Source organism: uncultured Psychroserpens sp. (genome assembly GCF_947503375.1).
Classification (GTDB): domain Bacteria; phylum Bacteroidota; class Bacteroidia; order Flavobacteriales; family Flavobacteriaceae; genus Psychroserpens.
In genome coordinates this window covers 49,158-66,327 of record NZ_CANNDQ010000001.1, presented here as the reverse complement: position 1 = coordinate 66,327, position 17,170 = coordinate 49,158, and the positions used below count along the sequence as shown (strand labels likewise).

The window sequence follows — 17,170 nt, the reverse complement described above, 5'->3', positions numbered from 1 at the left end:
AAAAGTTTAAACGTATGTCAAAATTTGGGGAACTTATAGATGTTGATATTCCTGTTCTATTAGATTTTTTCACAGAATGGAACGAGCAATCTACGGCAATGCATCCTGTAATGCGTGATGTTGCTGCTGCTCTTGGAGATAAAGCCAAAGTAATCAAAATTGACGTTGATAAAAATAAGGAACTAGCAGATGCACTTCGTGTAAAAGGCTTACCAACACTTATTATTTATAAAGATGGAGAGATGAAATGGCGGCATAGCGGTGAACAAGATGCAAACACACTTATAGCTATTGTTCAAGAATACATTTAAAACTTCAGCGCTCTAAATTTATACCCTTTATCATTAAAATGCTTTAACATTTTTGGTAGTGCGTACATCATATTTTTTGATGCTTTGATGCTATCGTGAAATACAATAATGCTACCTTCTTTACTTTTTGAGATTACATTACTATAGCATTGGGCTTCAGAAACGTTTTGATCCCAATCAAAAGACAAAACATCCCACATTATAATTTTATACCCGAGTTCTGTAAGTTGTTTTCCTTGTCTTACTTTTATTTGTCCGTAAGGAGGACGAAAAAGAGGTGTGGTAAACAACGATTTGGAGTCTGAAGTTGAATCAATTACTGATTTTGCTTTAGCTACATCATTTAAATAATTTTTAGTTTTTGATTTCCAACCTTTGACATGATGATGTGTATGATTACCAATAGTATGACCTTGATTTACAATTTGTTTGAAAATCTCAGGATGTTTTTCAATATTGCTTCCTATACAAAAGAAAGTTGCTTTTGCATCATATTGCTTAAGTATATCTAGAGTCCATTCTGTTATTATTGGTGTTGGGCCATCGTCAAAAGTGAGGTACAATTCCTTTTCAGTTGTAGGCATATTCCAAATGTAATTCGGAAACATTTTTCTGGCAACTAACGGCGTTTTAACAGGAACAATTTTCAAAATATATTACTCATCAAGTTTTAATAGACTATCAATAGTGTCTCTAACAATATCAGGATCTTCTTGTATTAAATCTTGTTCATATGAGTCTTCATCATCGGTAAAATGTTTGAACAATTTAAGATAGTTATTGAATTTTTCAGTTTCTTCTAAAGCCAATTCCTTATCGTTGTAAATTACCAATACATCAACTAAAGCTCTGTAACGTTCAATATCAGTAATGATCTCTTCAATATAGCGTGTTTGGTTTTCAATAGTTAACTCACTGTAATATTTAAGGTTTTCTTGATATTTTTTTGCTACATCTCTATAGAGCCTTCTTGCCTTATCCTTTTTATCTATTTCATAATAACCACTAATATAGGGTTCAAGTAAAGTATAATATCCAAACTTGTCAACTGGCATTTTTTCCATCGCAAGGTCAGCAATGTTCTCCGCTTTGTCAAATTGATCTTCATTAATTAGTTGTTCCATCAAACGGGCAAGATTACCTCTGTACGTAATTCCATTTTTACGTGTTTCAACATCATGATAAATGTCATCGCTTCCACTATTTCCCCAATCCCATGACATCACTTTTTTGTACATCAAATCAGAATCTATACGTCCCATATCAAAAGGGTTGGCTCTATCAACAGCGGTTTTTATAGGTACTAGTTTGTAACACAAACCATCCAGTTGAAGATAGTCTTTCATCCAAATGTAATCGTCATCTCCAAAGCTACCTCCTGTAAAATATATTGGGCGTTCCCAGTTATTGTTAGCTATTATGTCTAACATTAACAATCTGTTTTTGTATAAAGCACCTCCTTTTACTTTTATATCTATAAAAGGGACGATCTGGTCAGCGTCTTTTTGTTTAACAATGCCGTTTTCTAAAACGTTTTGTTTGTTAACAGGAATTCTAACATGCTCAGTTGGAATGTAATTTGAATTTAACAAGTGACTTGGATATCCTCTTGAATCTTCGCCTTGTCGTTGCATAGCATACTTTAATTTGTATTTGGGATCATCATTACTAATGAAATTCATGAAATCTTTGATCATGAATGTGTCTCTAGTGATTTCATATTTCATTATATAATCACGTGTGCCATATTTATATTGATCATGCGTTAATTGAGACGGAATAGGTTTGCTCTCATACGCCTGCCGTTTCATTTGATCAATATACCAATCAGTTTGAAATAAGCTAGTATTGACAACGCGAACATCTGTACGAACCCCTTCAATTTCTTGTAGATACCAAAGCGGAAAACTATCATTATCACCAATAGTAAACAAAATAGCATTAGGTGCACAAGATTCTAAATATTTTCTTGCCATCGCATTCGCGGTATATTTACCTGATCGATCATGATCATCCCAATTGTTTGCTGCTAAAATACTAGGAACCAAAATAAGGCACACGACAGTGATTGCAGGTGCTAATAATTTTGAAGTAATTTTATCTTTCAAAAAATTATAAATTGCATAGACGCCAAAACCTATCCAAATAGCAAATACATAAAATGAGCCTACTACCGAATAATCACGTTCTCTAGGTTCAAAAGGTCTAACATTGGTATAAAATTGAATTGCAATCCCAGTAAATAAGAAAAATACTAGCATGACCCAAAAACGTTTTGGATCTTTTAGGAGTAAGAAAAAGAAGCCTACAAAACCTAGGATCATTGGTAAGAAATAATAGGTATTTCGTGCTTTATTATGTTTTACATCACTAGGTAAATTGTCTTGTGAGACACCTAAATGTAACTCGTCTATGAAGTTGATTCCACTGATCCAATTGCCATGCAATGCATTATATTTTCCTTGTATGTCGTCCTGTCTTCCTGTAAAATTCCACATAAAATAACGCCAATACATGTAGCCTAGTTGATAGTCCATCATATAATAGAAGTTATCTACCAATGATGGTTTTTCAATATCTAAATACTCTTGTCCAAATTGTTTTAAGAACGAGTGGTAGTCTTCATAATCTATTTTTCCAGCGGCAACATCCTTTTTGAATTCGTTTACAACAGCTCGAACTTGATTCTCCATTTGATATTCTGGTTTGATTTTAAAATCTAACAGCCCAGTAAACATCATATAGTTTTCGGCATGTTCTGTACTCCACATTCTTGGCAGTACAGCTGCATGCTCAGAATTGTAATTTTGTTTTGCATTCTCGTAATCGTTTACAATAACGTATTCGCCTTTAACATGATCTTTTTCATATTTTGGTTTATCATCTACATAAGGTTGATTTTTGTCTAAGCCTGTATATTGTTCAGTAAATAACGGACCATAGAACAAATGTGTTTCAGGATATTGTTCTAAGTTGTAATAGGCAAGTAGTTCTCTTGCGCTTGAAGGATTGTTTTCATTAATTATAACATTAGCATTGGCTCTTATAGGAAGCATTAACCAAGAGGAGAAACCAATGAAGATAAAAATCAGACATAAGATTAATGTGTTAGCATATTTGTAGCCTTTCTTCTTGGTGTGCTTCAATCCAAAATAAAATGCTAACACCAAAACCAAACCAGCTATTACAGAACCTGAATTAAAAGGAAGGCCTATGGTGTTTACAAAGAAAATTTCTGAAATACTAAATAGTTTTAATGCATTTGGAAGTAATAGTTTGAAAATAAATAAAAGTATCGCAGCCGCAATTACATTTGCTAGTAGAAAATGCAAGTTTTTTTGTATAAAATCTTTATATGTAACGTTCTTTTCAAAGGGTAAATAAATTTGATAGAGTACTTTATATAGTGGTTTTAGTAAAATAACTAAGAGTACAAAAGGAATTCTGAACATAGTCCCTTCAACTAAGCTAAAAATTAAAGTGACAGCAAATATGACGATAGGGATTGAAATTAAAAAAATAGCAAAGGCTAATAAAAAACTTGGTAAAAGCTTGTCTTTGTAATTCTTAAAATAATAAATAAGACTAATAGCAGGAATGGTTAATAATCCCATAAAATGTACACCAAATGATAAGCCAATTACAAATGCGATTAAGATTAACCATCTATGTCCTCTTGGTTCGTTCATGTCTTGTTCCCATCGTAATCCTAAATAAAACAGAATTGCCATAATGAGTGTTGCCATTGCATAAACTTCGGTTTCTACGGCATTAAACCAGAAGGAATCTGTAAATGTAAAAGCTAAACTTCCAACTAAAGCACTACCTAATATTGCTATTGAAGTTTTTTGAGTGATTTCACCATCTTTAACGACTAACTTTTTTAATAATAAACTAATGGTCCAGAACATGAATAATATAGTAAACGCGCTTGCAACAGCACTCATCATATTAAGCATCATTCCTATTTGGGAAGGTTCAAGTGCAAACCATGAAAAAAATGCACCTAACATTTGAAATAATGGCGCACCAGGAGGATGGCCTACCTGCAGTTTTGAAGAGGTAAGTATGTATTCTCCTGCATCCCAAAAACTTACAGTGGGCTCAATAGTTAAGGCATAGGTAATTAAAGCTATGGTAAAAGCAAACCACCCTAAGATGGTATTCCATTTCTTGAAGTTGAAATGTGTCATAAAAACAGTCTATTTATATGCGAGCGAATTTACTAATAAATATGTTAAACCCTAATGTTTTTAAGTTAACGTTAAGCTTTTTTGATTATTTTATATATTTTTATTTGTGCAAATAAAACTTTGTACTAAATTTGCATCCTCATTTAGAGATTGGCCTATGGTGTAACTGGCAACACGTCTGGTTTTGGTCCAGAAGAGTCTAGGTTCGAGCCCTAGTAGGCCAACAAAAAAGTCTTCCGAACGGAAGACTTTTCTTTTTTTGAATGTTTCACTATATTTTAAATGTAATTACTGGACGTTTAGCATGGTTAACTAAATCTTCACTAATACTTCCATTAAAGAAATGCGCAATGCCTTGTCTGCCATGCGTGCTAATGCCAATAAGATCTGCATCGATATCATTTGAAAAATTCAAAATTCCTTTTTCTACACTTTCATCATTATAAATATTTACAGTGTAATTTTTAAAGCTATAATCTTCTATAAAAGAGTTAATGCGTTTGTTCGCTTTAGTAGTTGTGGTGAAATTGCCAGCTGTATTCACCATTAGTAAATGAATTTTAGCGCCAAGAGCTGTAGCTAACTCTGTAGCTTGTTTGTATGTTTCCTTATTGTCGTTCTTAAAATCTGAAGCAAATACAAAATCATCTACACTAAAATCTGGATGCTCGTTCTTAATAACTAGAACAGGAACATCAGAGGTTCTAACAACCTTTTCAGCGTTCGATCCCACAAACATCTCTTTAAAACCGCTAGCACCATGTGAACCCATGATAATAATATCTGCACCGTGTTCGCGACAAATATCAACTACGCCATTGAATGAGGCATCGGGTTTAACTATTTCATGAACCGTAATATCAGTGAGGAAATCACTATTCATAATATCTTCAAATTTTTGATGTGCCATTTTCATAAAGAACATGACTTCAGGTACGTCTGCTTGAGCGCTTACAGCATCAGTTTCTTGCATAGGGATTTCTAGCATGTGCAACAAATAAATCTCACTACTGTGTCTTTTTGCTAGTTGAGCAGCTACTTTTAATGCGTTTTCAGCTTCTTTTGAAAAATCTGTCGGGACTAGTATTTTTTTCATATTGATTGAGTTGATTTGTATTATATAAATTTAATAATAAAAAACGACATAGCAGCAGTTGTAAAAATCAATATAATTGTTGTATATTTGCAGCGTTGTTTGAAGAAATAAAAATAATGAGCGGACGGAAAGTCCGCTCTTTTTATACTAAAAATGTTCAGAGATACTGTAAAAAAATTATTAAAAGAGGGGTTGAAACAACGTGAAGATTTGTTTTTGATTGATTTTGATGTTTCGGCTGATAATACAATTAAAATCGTGATTGATGGTGATAATGGTGTCTTAGTAGAAGATTGTATATTTATAAGTCGAGCAATTGAACATAACCTAGATAGAGAAGAACAAGATTTTTCTCTTGAAGTTTTATCTGCTGGTGCAACAGAACCTTTAACAAATAAAAGGCAGTACAAAAAACATATTGGCAGAACGCTTAATATAAAAACCAAAGAAGATCAAACCATTGAAGGTACACTTATAGAAGCTGACGATGATAGGATCAATCTAGAATGGAAAGTAAGAGAGCCTAAGCCAGTAGGCAAAGGTAAAGTAACCGTAAAAAAGCAAGCCGAAGTATCGTATAATACGATTTCTAAAGCTCAAGTTGTAATAAAATTTTAATTCATAACAGTAATGGAAAATATTGCGTTAATTGAATCTTTTTCAGAATTTAAGGACGATAAGTTAATAGATCGTGTAACGTTAATGGCGATTTTAGAAGATGTATTAAGAAATGCGTTGAAGAAGAAATATGGTGATGATGATAACTTTGATATCATTATCAATCCAGATAAAGGTGATTTAGAGATATGGAGAAATAGAATTGTAGTTGCAGATGATGAGGTTGAAGAACCAAACCAAGAAATTGCATTATCTGAAGCTCAAAAAATTGAACCAGATTTTGAAGTTGGAGAAGATGTAGCTGAAGAGGTAAAACTAGTTGATTTAGGGCGTCGTTCTATTTTAGCATTAAGACAAAACTTAATTTCAAAGATTCACGAACACGATAACACTAACATTTATAAGCAATTCAAAGATTTAGAAGGTGAAATTTATTCTGCTGAAGTACATCATATTCGTCATAGAGCAATCATTTTATTAGATGATGAAGGTAATGAGATTATCTTACCAAAAGATAAGCAAATTCCTTCAGACTTTTTTAGAAAAGGCGAAAATGTTAGAGGGATTATAGAAAGCGTTGAGCTTAAGGGAAATAAGCCCGCAATCGTCATGTCAAGAACAGCGCCAGTATTCCTTGAGAAATTATTTGAACAAGAAATACCAGAAGTGTTTGACGGTTTAATAACTATTAAAAAAGTGGTTAGAATTCCTGGTGAAAAAGCTAAAGTAGCCGTAGATTCTTATGATGATAGAATTGACCCAGTAGGTGCTTGTGTTGGGATGAAAGGTTCAAGAATTCATGGTATTGTACGTGAATTAGGCAATGAAAATATAGATGTTATTAACTATACTAACAACTTGAATTTATTTATAACAAGAGCACTCAGCCCAGCGAGAGTAACCTCTATTAAAATTGATGAGGAAAACAAACGTGCAGAAGTACTATTAAAACCTGAAGAAGTATCAAAAGCCATTGGTAGAGGAGGTCATAATATTAGATTAGCAGGACAATTAACAGGTTATGAGATAGATGTCTTTAGAGAAGGTGCAGAAGAAGATGTAGAATTAAGAGAGTTTTCTGATGAAATAGAAAGCTGGATTATAGACGAATTTAGTAAAGCAGGTTTAGATACAGCAAAAAGTGTTCTAGAACAAGATGTTGAAGACCTAGTAAAACGAACAGATTTAGAAGAGGAAACAATTCTAGATGTGATAAGAATTCTTAAAGAAGAATTTGAAGAATAAAAGATTTTTAAGTTATATTACAAGTAATTTATGGCTCAAACAAGATTAAATAAAGTATTACGAGAACTCAATATCTCTATAGATCGTGCTGTTGATTTTTTAGAATCAAAAGGCATTTCTATTGAGAAGAGCCCTAATACAAAAATATCAGAAGACGTTTACACAGTTCTTTCAAACGAATTTCAAACCGATGCTAATAAAAAAATGGCGTCGCAAGAAGTTAGTGAGGCTAAACTCAAAGAAAAGGAAGAATTGCGCGAACAGCGAGAGCGTGAATTAGAAGAAAAAGCCAAGCAAGAGGAAAAGAGTAATGAAGTTGTTAAGGCAAAAGTAGATCTAAGCGGTCCGAAACAAGTTGGTAAGATCGATCTAGATCAACCTAAAGCGGTAACTAAAAAAGAGGAAGAAGCAGTTCCAGAACCTGTTGAAGACAAAGTAGAAGAGAAAGTAGAAGAAGCCGAAGTAGTAGAAAAACCAAAAGTTAAAGAAGCGCCTAAAGCAAAAGTACCAAAGGCAAAAACGGTTAAGACAGAAACTAAAGTAGATAAACAGGATAAAGAACCTGAAGATGAGACTTTAAAAACGCAGTATAAAAAGTTATCAGGACCAACCATAGCTGGTGAAAAGATTGATCTTTCAAAATTCAATAAACCAAAGAAAAAGAAAGAAGACAAAAAACCAGCAGAAAAGTCAAATGACGCTAATAAGAAAAAAAGACGTCGTATTAGTAAAGGACCAGGTTCGGGAGGAGATAATAATTTTGGAAATAAAAACAACCAAAGAGGTGGTTACAAAGGAAAAGGGAAACGACCTGCTGTTGTTAAAGAAGAGCCTAGTGCTGAAGAAGTACAAAAACAAGTACGTGAAACATTAGAAAAGCTACAAGGCAAATCTAGTAAAGGCAAAGGTGCTAAATATAGAAGAGAGAAAAGAGATCAACATAGAGAACAAACCGAAAAAGATCTACAAGCTGAAGCAGCTGAAAGCAAGATTTTAAAAGTAACAGAATTTGTTACAGCGAGCGAAGTAGCTACAATGATGGATGTTTCTGTAACTGAAATTATTTCTGCATGTATGTCTTTAGGTATGATGGTTACCATGAACCAACGTCTTGATGCAGAGACCCTTTCTGTTGTAGCTGATGAGTTTGGTTATGAAGTAGAATTTGTAACTGCTGATATTGAAGAGTCTTTTGAAGAAGTACAAGATAAAGAAGAAGATTTAGAAACGCGTGCACCAATTGTAACTGTAATGGGTCACGTAGATCACGGTAAAACGTCGTTGTTAGATTACATACGTAAAGAAAATGTTATTGCAGGAGAGTCAGGAGGTATTACTCAGCATATAGGTGCTTATGGCGTACAATTAGACAATGGTCAAAAAATAGCATTTTTAGATACACCAGGTCACGAAGCCTTTACGGCAATGCGTGCTCGTGGAGCTCAAGTTACCGATTTAGCAATTATTGTTATAGCTGCTGATGATGCCATAATGCCACAAACAAAAGAAGCAATTGCTCATGCTCAAGCAGCCGAAGTACCAATTGTTTTTGCTATAAATAAAATAGATAAACCTGGAGCAAACCCTGATAAGGTAAAAGAAGGATTGGCAAACATGAATTTATTGGTTGAAGATTGGGGCGGAAAAATCCAGTCACATGATATTTCAGCTAAAAACGGAACAGGTATTAAAGAGTTGCTAGAAAAAGTTTTACTTGAAGCAGAGTTACTAGAACTTAAAGCTAACCCTAATAAAAATGCTGTTGGAACTGTAGTAGAAGCGTTCTTAGATAAAGGACGTGGGTACGTATCTACAATTTTGGTACAAGCAGGAACTTTAAAGGTTGGTGATTACGTGTTGGCAGGGAAGAATAGTGGTAAAGTTAAAGCAATGCATGATGAGCGTGGAAATGAAGTCAAAGCTGCTGGACCATCAACACCAGTTTCTATCTTAGGATTAGATGGAGCACCTCAAGCAGGTGATAAATTCAATGTATTTGAAGATGAGCGTGAAGCAAAACAAATTGCTGCCAAACGTACACAATTACAACGTGAACAATCGGTAAGAACGCAGCGTCATATCACGCTCGATGAAATTGGTCGTCGTATAGCATTGGGTGATTTCCAAGAATTAAATATCATTCTTAAAGGTGATGTGGATGGCTCTGTTGAGGCATTGACAGATTCATTCCAGAAATTATCTACTGAAGAGATTCAAGTTAATATTATCCATAAAGGTGTTGGAGCCATTACCGAAAGTGATGTGCTATTGGCAACAGCTTCAGATGCTATTATAATTGGATTTAATGTACGACCAATGGGTAATGCACGTCAAATTGCTGATAATGAAGAAATAGATATCAGAACGTACTCTATTATCTACGATGCAATCAACGATCTTAAAGATGCAATGGAAGGAATGTTATCTCCAGAGCTTAAAGAAGAAATTACAGGTACTGCCGAAATTAGAGAAACCTTTAAGATTTCAAAAATTGGTACAATCGCAGGTTGTATGGTAACTAATGGTAAAATATTTAGAAACTCTGGTATTCGTTTGATACGTGATGGTGTCGTTATTCACACAGGTGAACTAGCATCATTGAAACGTTTTAAAGACGATGTTAAAGAAGTAGCTAAAGGTTACGATTGTGGTATTCAGTTGAAGAATTATAACGATATTCAAATAGATGATGTTCTTGAAGCATTCCAAGAAGTGGAAGTCAAAAAGACACTAAAATAAAAATCATCATGACACTTAAATAAAAAAGCGAGCATCAACAATGCTCGCTTTTTTTATGATAAAATTTTCTTATTTTTTATCCTTTTTGGGCTCAAAAATAAAAGCGTTTGAATACTTCTTCTTGATTTTTAATAAGGCTTTATCTGCTTCAAGTCGACTTCTAAATTTTCCAACTTGGATTTTAGTATTTGGTTGTTCGTAGACCATTTCAACTGGCCATTCTCCAAACGAATTTAAAAAGTTTTTCTTAGTGTTTTCAGCATTAAAGCGGTCTCCAGAATAGATCTGAATCTTATATAAATTTACGGTCTTAACGTCTTTTTTATAATCTAAAAGTTTGTCAATATCGCTATCTTGATCTACAGTTACAGTACCTTGCTGTGCAAAACTTTGATTTTGAAAGACAAAACAAGCAATGAAAAATACGATGAATTTAATATTGTTTTTTAACATGGTTCTTTAATTTTATACAAAGAAAATGATTTTTTTTAGCAGTCTTTGTATTTGGGTTATTTTTTAAACTAATTTTAGGCTTAAAATATTATTTAGAATCTTTATAAATTATCAATTAACAGTTCTGTAACATTTCCCAAATCGACATTAAGTGTTATTTTTGCGTGAGATTTTATAAACGTTTTTTTCAATACAATTAATGAAAAAATCATACCAAAGTTTAGAAGATAATTCAACTAACACTATGATACAAGTGATTTACCGTAAACTAACATCAAATTTTCTCAATTTAGGGTTAGTTTTTTTACTCACGTTTTCAACTTCACTTATTGCTCAAGAAGGCGATCCTGTTAAAGGAAAAACACTATTTAATACCAACTGTGCCTCATGTCATAAACTAGATAAGAAAATGACAGGTCCTGCTCTGCGTAATGTTGAAGCGCGTTTAGCAGAAGAACAAGGCTTAGACAGAGAATGGCTTAATGCATGGATTCGTAACAGTGCAGGAATGGTTAAATCTGGTGATGCTTATGCTAACAAGATTTACAATGAGTACAATGGTACTGCAATGACAGCATTTCCGCAGTTGACAGACCAAGATATTAGTGATATTCTAGCATATACGGCTGAGCCACCGGCTGAAAAAGTGGATGGTCCAGTTCCTCCTATAGATCCAAATCAACCTCCAACAGGAGGTGTCTCAAATAAATTGATTCTTGGCGCTTTAGCTATCTTATTTGCATTATTAGCAATAGCCTTAATTTTGGTGAGACAAACGTTAAATCGTTTTGCCGAAGCTAAAGGAATAGATATCGCCAAAGAAGATAAAAGTGTTCCAATCTGGAAAGCCTTTGCTCAAAACCAATTCTTGGTTTTAGTTACTGTAATTTTCTTCTTATTAGCAAGTGCATATTTTGTGTTTGGTTACCTCTCTCAAATAGGTGTAGATCAAGGTTATGAGCCAGTACAGCCGATACACTATTCACATAGAATACATGCTGGAGACAATGGTATTGACTGTAAGTATTGTCACTCATCAGCACGTGTAAGTAAGCACTCAGGAATCCCTTCATTGAATATTTGTATGAACTGTCATAAGTCTATTTATGAAGTATCTGCCGAAACACAACAAGAAGGTTTAGACGAATATGGCGTAGATTACAATGCTGAAATTCAAAAGTTATATAAAGCTGTTGGATGGGATGATGCAGAGCAAAAATATACTGGAGAAACTGAGCCTGTTAAATGGGTAAGAATACACAATCTCCCAGATTTTGCTTATTTCAACCACTCACAACACGTTACTGTTGCTGGTGTAGAGTGTCAAACTTGTCATGGACCAGTTGAAGAAATGGAAGTGATGTATCAGTATTCACCATTAACAATGGGTTGGTGTATTGATTGTCATAGAAAGACAGAAGTTAACGTAAAAGATAATGCATATTACACAAAAATACATGAGCAATTATCTAAGAAATATGGTGTTGAAAAATTAACAGCTGCTCAAATGGGTGGGCTAGAATGTGGAAAATGCCATTACTAAATAAGTTTAATAAGAAGTAATTCAATTATATAATATGTCATCAAACAAGAAATACTGGAAAAGTGTTGAAGAGCTAAACGAAAACAGCTCTATTGTTGAGACGCTAAAAGAAAATGAATTTGTTAACGAGATTCCTACCGATGAGTTTTTAGGTAATAAAGAATCTTTAGAATCTTCTTCTACTACGCGTCGTGACTTTTTAAAATACGTTGGTTTTAGTACTGCAGCAGCATCTTTAGCAGCTTGTGAAGGGCCAGTGATTAAATCTATTCCTTACGTAGTTCAACCTGAAGAAATTATTCCAGGTGTTGCTAACTATTATGCCACAACTATTGCTGATGGTTTTGACTTTGCTAGTGTATTGGTTAAAACTCGTGAAGGTCGTCCTATAAAGATCGAAAATAATACTATGGCAGCTACTAATGGTAGTGCTAATGCTAGAGTTAATGCTTCAGTTTTAGGGCTGTACGACATATTAAGAGTGAAGTCACCAATGAAAGGTGAGTCTGAAATCTCTTGGTCAGAATTAGATGCAGATGTAACTCAAAAATTACAAGCGTTACAATCGTCAGGGAAACAAATTGTCTTATTAACACAAACTTTTGCAAGTCCATCAACATCAAAGTTGATATCAGAATTTGCAACCAAATATGGTAATGTGCGTCATGTGGTATATGATGCAGTTTCAGAATCAGCTGCTTTAGATGCTTACCAAGCAAAATATGGAGAGCGTGCCTTGGCAAATTACGATTTTTCAAAAGCAATGACTATTGTGTCTGTTGGTGCAGATTTCTTAGCTGATTGGCAAGGTGGAGGATTTGATTCTGGATATGCTAAAGGTCGTGTTCCTAAAGATGGAAAGATGTCTCGCCATATTCAGTTTGAATCTAATATGTCGTTATCAGGTGCTAATGCAGACAAGCGTATACCACTAACACCTAGTCAACAAAAGCAAGCATTAGCTAAATTATACAGTATGGTTGTTGGTACTTCTGTGTCTACAGATTTACCTGAACATATCAATAAAGCAGTTCAAAGTGCTGCTAACGAATTAATAAAAGCAGGAAGTAATGGTGTTCTAGTAACAGGTTTACAAGATGTGAATGCACAAACAGTTGCATTAGAAGTAAATGCCGCTATAGGAAGTAAGGCCTTTAATCCTGATACACCAATTAAAACAAGACAAGGTAATAGTAAAGATGTAATGGCTTTAGTTGCAGATATGAAAGCAGGTAAGGTTAGCGCTATTATCATGAGTGGTGTTAACCCATTATATACATTGCCTAATGCTACAGATTTTAAAGAAGGTCTAGCTAAGACAGAATTGTCTGTGGCGTTCTCAATGAAAGCAGATGAAACATCTACAGCTTGTACTTACATTGCTGCTGCACCTCATTATCTAGAATCTTGGGGGGATGTAGAAATGAAGAAAGGTCATTACAGCGTGATGCAACCTACTATTCGTCCTTTGTTTGATACCCGTCAATTTCAAGAAGCTTTACTGAAGTGGACAGATAATGATATGACTTACCGTGAGTATATTAAAGATGCTTGGGGCACTTCAATATTAAATGGGAGCTCATTTAATAAAGCAGTACAAGATGGAGTTTATGTAGGAAGTATCGCTACTGAAACAACCACTACAGGAAATACAACAGCTATCGAGCCAGGTGAAGAAGCATTTCAAAATGTAATTGATGATGCAGTTGGTTTTGTGTCTGCAGGTTCAGCAGCTAGAGCATTAGCGTCAGCTAAATCTGGAAGTATGGAGTTGCAACTTTATACTAAAGTGGGTATGGGTGATGGTCAACAGGCTAATAACCCATGGTTACAAGAATTTCCAGATCCTATTACTAGAACCTCATGGGACAATTATCTAACGATTTCTGCTGCTGATGCAAAAGAATTAGGCTTAGTTAATGAATATGAAGCAACTGGAGCATTAAATGGTAGTTATGTAGATGTAACAGTTAATGGCGCAACAGTCAAGAATGTGCCGGTTATTATTCAACCAGGACAAGCTAAAGGGTCTGCAGGACTATCTTTCGGGTTTGGAAGAACAGCGGGTTTAAAAGATGAAATGAAAACGGGTGTTAATGCCTATCCACTATACCAGAATTTTGATACTGCACAAAACGTGACTATTGAAAAGGCTGCTGGAATGCATGAGTTTGCTTGTGTTCAATTGCAGAATACATTAATGGGGCGTGGAGATATCATCAGAGAAACCACACTTGAAATATTTAATACAAAAGATAAAGAGCATTGGAATCCAATTCCAAAAGTATCTCTTAACCATATAGAAACACCTGTAACTTCTCCAGAAGTTGACCTTTGGGATGAGTTTGATCGTTCAATTGGCCATCATTTTAATCTGTCAATAGATTTAAATGCTTGTACTGGATGTGGTGCATGTGTGATTGCTTGCCACGCTGAAAATAATGTGCCAGTAGTTGGTAAAGAAGAAATTAGACGTAGTCGTGATATGCATTGGTTGCGTATCGATAGATACTATTCTTCTGAAGAAACGTTTGAGCAAGATGACACTAAGAAAGATGAGTTTTCTGGACTTTGGGGAGATAAAGGTTCTTTAGGAGGATTTGGAGAAATGGAAAATCCTGCGGATAACCCTCAAGTTGCTTTTCAGCCAGTAATGTGTCAACATTGCAATCACGCACCTTGTGAAACAGTTTGTCCAGTAGCAGCTACATCACATGGTCGTCAAGGTCAAAATCACATGGCTTACAACCGTTGTGTAGGCACGCGTTATTGTGCAAATAACTGCCCGTATAAAGTACGTCGCTTCAATTGGTTCTTGTACGCTCAGAATGATGAGTTTGACTATCATATGAATGATGATTTAGGGCGTATGGTACTAAATCCAGACGTGGTAGTTCGTTCTCGTGGTGTGATGGAAAAATGTTCTATGTGTATTCAAAAGACACAGAAAACTATTTTAGACGCTAAGCGAGATGGACGTGAAATTAAAGATGGTGAATTCCAAACAGCTTGTTCTGCAGCTTGTAGTAGTGGAGCTATGGTATTTGGAGATATCAACGATAAAGAAAGTAAAGTTGCAAAACTTTTAAAAGATGATCGTATGTATCACTTATTAGAAAGTGTAGGTACTAAACCAAATGTGCAGTATCATACTAAGGTGAGAAATACAACTGAAGCATAAAAAGATTAATTAAGAAACAATTAAAATAGATTATGGCGTCTCATTACGAAGCACCTATTAGAAGACCCTTAGTTACAGGAGAAAAATCATATCACGATGTATCGGTAGATGTGGCAGCTCCTGTGGAAGGAAAAGCAAATAAATCATGGTGGATTGTATTTTCAATCGCACTTGTCGCTTTCCTTTGGGGAATTGGATGTATTATCTATACAATATCAACAGGTATAGGAACTTGGGGTTTAAATAAAACCGTAGGTTGGGCTTGGGATATAACTAACTTCGTTTGGTGGGTTGGTATTGGTCATGCAGGAACATTGATTTCTGCAGTACTTTTACTTTTCCGTCAAAAATGGAGAATGGCTATTAACCGATCTGCAGAAGCAATGACCATTTTCTCAGTAGTACAGGCAGGATTATTTCCAATCATTCACATGGGTCGTCCATGGTTAGGATATTGGGTATTACCTATTCCCAATCAGTTTGGTTCGCTTTGGGTAAACTTTAATTCACCACTACTTTGGGACGTATTTGCAATTTCTACATACTTGTCTGTATCATTAGTGTTTTGGTGGACTGGTTTATTACCAGATTTCGCAATGATTCGTGACCGTGCTGTAAAACCATTTCAAAAGAAAATATATTCACTTTTAAGTTTTGGATGGTCTGGTAGAGCTAAAGATTGGCAACGTTTTGAAGAAGTATCATTGGTGTTAGCAGGTTTAGCAACTCCACTTGTATTGTCGGTTCATACTATTGTATCGTTTGACTTCGCAACATCAGTTATCCCTGGTTGGCATACTACAATTTTCCCTCCATATTTTGTTGCTGGAGCAATTTTCTCTGGATTTGCAATGGTAAACACGCTTTTAATTATCATGAGAAAAGTGTGTAATCTTGAAGATTACATCACAGTACAACACATCGAATTAATGAACATTGTAATTATGATTACAGGTTCTATAGTTGGTGTGGCATATATTACTGAGTTATTTATTGCATGGTATTCAGGTGTTGAATATGAACAATATGCATTTTTAAACAGAGCAACTGGACCTTATGCATGGGCATATTGGGCTATGATGACTTGTAACGTGTTTTCACCTCAATTTATGTGGTTTAAAAGATTACGTACAAGTATCATGTTCTCATTTTTTATTTCAATTGTGGTAAATATTGGGATGTGGTTTGAACGTTTCGTTATTATTGTAACCTCATTACATAGAGATTATCTACCGTCATCTTGGACAATGTTCTCACCAACATTCGTAGATATTGGAATTTTCATTGGAACTATTGGATTCTTCTTTGTGTTATTCTTATTGTATTCAAGAACATTCCCTGTAATTGCACAAGCTGAGGTGAAAACAATTTTGAAATCTTCAGGTGAACGTTACAAGCGCATAAGAGAAGCAGGTGATAGTTTAGTTGGGACAGGTTCTGATGAGCGAACGTCTAACTCTAAAATGAAAACTGTAATTGCGCCTAAAGTAGATACTGACCCAACAGTTGAAAGTGCCTTTGCACCAAGTAATGAAGATGATATTAATAGTCTTTTAGATGGTATTGGAAAATTTGATCCAGACACTCAAACTGCTGATGATCTTAAAAAGATTAGTGGTATAGGTCCTAAAATGGAAAACGTATTAAATCAAATAGGAATTTATACTTACCTACAAGTAAGTAAAATGACAAAAAGAGAATATGACTTGTTAGATAGCATCACAGGATCTTTCCCAGGAAGAGCTGAACGTGATGACTGGTCTGGTCAAGCTAAAAAATTAATAAACTAAG

General features: G+C 34.7%; 11 protein-coding genes and 1 tRNA gene. 8 read left to right on the top strand and 4 right to left on the bottom strand.

Annotated features, from left to right (window positions below):
- Window positions 1-14 precede the first annotated feature (14 nt).
- A complete protein-coding gene (locus Q0876_RS00255) occupies window positions 15-311 on the top strand; it encodes a co-chaperone YbbN (protein WP_299222839.1) in 297 nt (98 codons plus the stop codon).
- On the opposite strand, the gene Q0876_RS00250 is transcribed toward Q0876_RS00255, so the two are convergent.
- Window positions 308-919, bottom strand: a complete 612-nt coding sequence (locus tag Q0876_RS00250) for a polysaccharide deacetylase family protein (RefSeq protein ID WP_299222837.1) — start codon at window positions 917-919, stop codon at window positions 308-310. The genes Q0876_RS00255 and Q0876_RS00250 overlap by 4 nt on opposite strands.
- 48 nt (window positions 920-967) lie before the next feature.
- Entirely contained in the window at window positions 968-4,504 is a 3,537-nt protein-coding gene (locus tag Q0876_RS00245; RefSeq protein ID WP_299222836.1) for a DUF2723 domain-containing protein, read from the bottom strand.
- 151 nt (window positions 4,505-4,655) lie between these two features.
- Between Q0876_RS00245 and Q0876_RS00240 the strand changes: the two genes are divergently transcribed.
- A tRNA-Gln gene (locus tag Q0876_RS00240) sits at window positions 4,656-4,728 on the top strand.
- 47 nt (window positions 4,729-4,775) lie between these two features.
- Here the strand turns inward: Q0876_RS00240 and Q0876_RS00235 are convergent.
- Window positions 4,776-5,600 (bottom strand): universal stress protein, encoded by an 825-nt coding sequence (locus Q0876_RS00235; RefSeq protein ID WP_299222835.1) that lies wholly within the window; start codon window positions 5,598-5,600, stop codon window positions 4,776-4,778.
- Between the two features lie 153 nt (window positions 5,601-5,753).
- Between Q0876_RS00235 and rimP the strand changes: the two genes are divergently transcribed.
- Genes rimP through infB form a run of 3 tightly spaced genes read left to right on the top strand, consistent with a single transcriptional unit; the run spans window position 5,754 to window position 10,202 of the window.
- Window positions 5,754-6,218: a ribosome assembly cofactor RimP gene (gene rimP / locus Q0876_RS00230; RefSeq protein WP_299222833.1), complete on the top strand. Its 465-nt coding sequence runs from the start codon at window positions 5,754-5,756 to the stop codon at window positions 6,216-6,218.
- A 12-nt stretch (window positions 6,219-6,230) separates the two neighbouring features.
- Window positions 6,231-7,463 (top strand): transcription termination factor NusA, encoded by a 1,233-nt coding sequence (gene nusA / locus Q0876_RS00225; RefSeq protein ID WP_299222831.1) that lies wholly within the window; start codon window positions 6,231-6,233, stop codon window positions 7,461-7,463.
- Window positions 7,464-7,493: 30 nt separating this feature from the next.
- A complete protein-coding gene (gene infB / locus Q0876_RS00220) occupies window positions 7,494-10,202 on the top strand; it encodes a translation initiation factor IF-2 (RefSeq protein ID WP_299222829.1) in 2,709 nt (902 codons plus the stop codon).
- A 69-nt stretch (window positions 10,203-10,271) separates the two neighbouring features.
- Here infB and Q0876_RS00215 read toward each other — a convergent pair whose 3' ends face one another.
- Window positions 10,272-10,655, bottom strand: a complete 384-nt coding sequence (locus Q0876_RS00215) for an SPOR domain-containing protein (protein WP_299222827.1) — start codon at window positions 10,653-10,655, stop codon at window positions 10,272-10,274.
- A gap of 244 nt (window positions 10,656-10,899) precedes the next feature.
- Between Q0876_RS00215 and Q0876_RS00210 the strand changes: the two genes are divergently transcribed.
- The 3 genes from Q0876_RS00210 to nrfD are packed head-to-tail and all read left to right on the top strand — an operon-like array spanning window position 10,900 to window position 17,169.
- A complete protein-coding gene (locus tag Q0876_RS00210) occupies window positions 10,900-12,198 on the top strand; it encodes a c-type cytochrome (protein WP_299223932.1) in 1,299 nt (432 codons plus the stop codon).
- 34 nt (window positions 12,199-12,232) lie between these two features.
- A complete protein-coding gene (locus Q0876_RS00205; RefSeq protein ID WP_299222826.1) occupies window positions 12,233-15,379 on the top strand; it encodes a TAT-variant-translocated molybdopterin oxidoreductase in 3,147 nt (1,048 codons plus the stop codon).
- A gap of 32 nt (window positions 15,380-15,411) precedes the next feature.
- Window positions 15,412-17,169: an NrfD/PsrC family molybdoenzyme membrane anchor subunit gene (gene nrfD / locus Q0876_RS00200; RefSeq protein WP_299222824.1), complete on the top strand. Its 1,758-nt coding sequence runs from the start codon at window positions 15,412-15,414 to the stop codon at window positions 17,167-17,169.
- The last annotated feature ends 1 nt before the right edge of the window (window position 17,170 follow it).

Coding starts and splice junctions, on each gene's coding strand:
- Q0876_RS00255 (WP_299222839.1), top strand. CDS start 15: ATGTCAAAATTTGGGGAACTTATAGATGTTGATATTCCTGTTCTATTA.
- Q0876_RS00235 (WP_299222835.1), bottom strand. CDS start 5,600: ATGAAAAAAATACTAGTCCCGACAGATTTTTCAAAAGAAGCTGAAAAC.
- Q0876_RS00245 (WP_299222836.1), bottom strand. CDS start 4,504: ATGACACATTTCAACTTCAAGAAATGGAATACCATCTTAGGGTGGTTT.
- rimP (WP_299222833.1), top strand. CDS start 5,754: ATGTTCAGAGATACTGTAAAAAAATTATTAAAAGAGGGGTTGAAACAA.
- Q0876_RS00210 (WP_299223932.1), top strand. CDS start 10,900: ATGATACAAGTGATTTACCGTAAACTAACATCAAATTTTCTCAATTTA.
- nrfD (WP_299222824.1), top strand. CDS start 15,412: ATGGCGTCTCATTACGAAGCACCTATTAGAAGACCCTTAGTTACAGGA.
- Q0876_RS00250 (WP_299222837.1), bottom strand. CDS start 919: ATGTTTCCGAATTACATTTGGAATATGCCTACAACTGAAAAGGAATTG.
- nusA (WP_299222831.1), top strand. CDS start 6,231: ATGGAAAATATTGCGTTAATTGAATCTTTTTCAGAATTTAAGGACGAT.
- infB (WP_299222829.1), top strand. CDS start 7,494: ATGGCTCAAACAAGATTAAATAAAGTATTACGAGAACTCAATATCTCT.
- Q0876_RS00205 (WP_299222826.1), top strand. CDS start 12,233: ATGTCATCAAACAAGAAATACTGGAAAAGTGTTGAAGAGCTAAACGAA.
- Q0876_RS00215 (WP_299222827.1), bottom strand. CDS start 10,655: ATGTTAAAAAACAATATTAAATTCATCGTATTTTTCATTGCTTGTTTT.